The 1,823-nt window shown below is 42.7% G+C and carries 3 protein-coding genes; 2 read left to right on the top strand and 1 reads right to left on the bottom strand.

Annotated features, from left to right (window positions below; genetic code table 11):
* Together F6K49_RS45290 and F6K49_RS45285 are read left to right on the top strand one after the other, a co-directional pair.
* Window positions 1-349, top strand: a 349-nt coding sequence (locus F6K49_RS45290) for a hypothetical protein (RefSeq protein WP_293108690.1), incomplete at its 5' end; no start/stop codon positions are given.
* A gap of 3 nt (window positions 350-352) precedes the next feature.
* On the top strand, window positions 353-1,480 hold the full coding sequence (locus F6K49_RS45285; RefSeq protein WP_293108685.1) for a multicopper oxidase domain-containing protein: 1,128 nt from the start codon (window positions 353-355) through the stop codon (window positions 1,478-1,480).
* A 148-nt stretch (window positions 1,481-1,628) separates the two neighbouring features.
* Here the strand turns inward: F6K49_RS45285 and F6K49_RS45280 are convergent.
* On the bottom strand, window positions 1,629-1,823 hold a 195-nt coding region (locus F6K49_RS45280; RefSeq protein WP_293108682.1), incomplete at its 5' end, for a hypothetical protein.

Raw genomic sequence — 1,823 nt, 5'->3', positions numbered from 1 at the left:
TGGTGGAATGATTATCAAGGGGAGTAATTATTATTACAGCATTCTCGATCCCACGGACGGAATTCAACCCATTCCGGTGCAAGACATAGACCCAGAGCCTGAGCAGTTTTCCGTGCGTCAAAAGGTGATGCTGTTCAAGCAATTTACTGATGTTGTGGGCGCAGGGGGAAAAAGGTGTTTCCCTCTCAATGATCAAGTCAACCCACAAATAACAATTAACCCTGGAGAGGTTCAATTCTGGCGTATTGCCAATATCGGTGCGGATCACTACCTGAATATTGCTCTAGAAAACCTAGATGATCCATCAAACCCTGAGTTTGCTGAGCCCAATGGTCATCCAAATTTTTAGATCTTGGCCCGTGATGCTGATTTTGTTAAACAACCAGTAGCAACTAACTCAGTTCTATTGCCACCTGGTAGTCGAGTAGAAGTTCTGGTAGTAGGAGGTGACCCAGATAGTACATATCATCTTGTTTCCGATTTTAAAACCGATTTAGTCACTGATGATGACTATGAGTGGACTGGGGCTCCTGGTGCCAATAGAAACTACGTGTTAGCAACTGTTAATGTAGGCTCTGACGCTGACAAAGTATGCTACCACACGGCAGCTGGGGATGCTCTTAGTCTAGGAACAATATGCCAGGATGGTGCAACAAGTTTAGATGAGCACATCTTAAGCCAGCAGGCATTTGAATCAGACAAGCTACTGCCAACTCCTGAAACCTTAGCTGACTTGGGGCCATGTAATAGTTTTCATTCTGCAATAGCAGATGTAATACAAAAACAGCGAGGTAAAAAATACCAAAGATTGCTGAAATTAGTAAATGGCGATGAGAAGAAGCTCAAATTCCTGGAGGAGTCACTGTGCATAACTCCAGGGGAGGCGTATTCCGATCCACTTACTCAGAAACGTTACTTCTATTTCACAAGCGCATCCCCTAAGTTTTTTCTAACAGCATTCAATAATGAGCAAACTCCTCCTCTAAACTTCGACGGTCAAGTATATAATGGAAACCGGATCGATAAAATTTCTGCGGTGGGGGATATAGAAGAATGGCATTTGGTCAATGCCAGTGGTAATGCCCACGTTTTCCACATACACCAGCTTGATTTCCTAGTTACTGAGGTTATTCTCCCTGAGGATCCCGGCGATACCTACAATAATTACGAAATAGATACGTGTACACCAGAAACGGGGATTCTTCCTGATGGTAATAATGGATACCGTTGTACGCTACAAACCCAGGGATATCGGGATGTAATTAACTTACCCGTAAACAGCATCACTACAATCCGTATTCCCTTCGTAAATCCATTCATTACTGGGATATTTGTTTACCACTGCCATATACTAGCCCACGAAGATGCGGGCATGATGCATAATCTGAAAGTGGTCAATCCAAAATCCTATAAACTAGAGGATATGCAGCTAATCAAGGAAGCAGCCCGTATACTAAGAGGTAAAATTCTGAAAAAATGAAGTTGAAACCCCTGTAAAATAAGGGCAAGAATTTAATATCTGGAGGGGTTATAAATCACCTCTCCAGATATTACCCTATTTTAGGGTCTTCCATGGAAGGTGAAAATTCCTACCTTCTTTTTTCCATCTCCCCACACCCCACACCCTACTAAGGATTCTGCCATCCTTCCACAATCGCCATACCCACATTGACATAAGGATTATCTAATAATTCCCTAAGGGCTTCTTTACCACCACTTTCTAAGGCACTAAGCAACCGTTGTTTAGTACTTGCTGGAATCGCAATATTCACAAACGCTGTCTTTTCTAAATCCGTGGCATTGGGGTTACTTTGCTCTAATTG

It is taken from the genome of Moorena sp. SIO3I6, assembly GCF_010672095.1.
The sequence above is the reverse complement of the archived record's forward strand: the minus strand, read 5'-3'. Positions and strand labels throughout refer to the sequence as shown.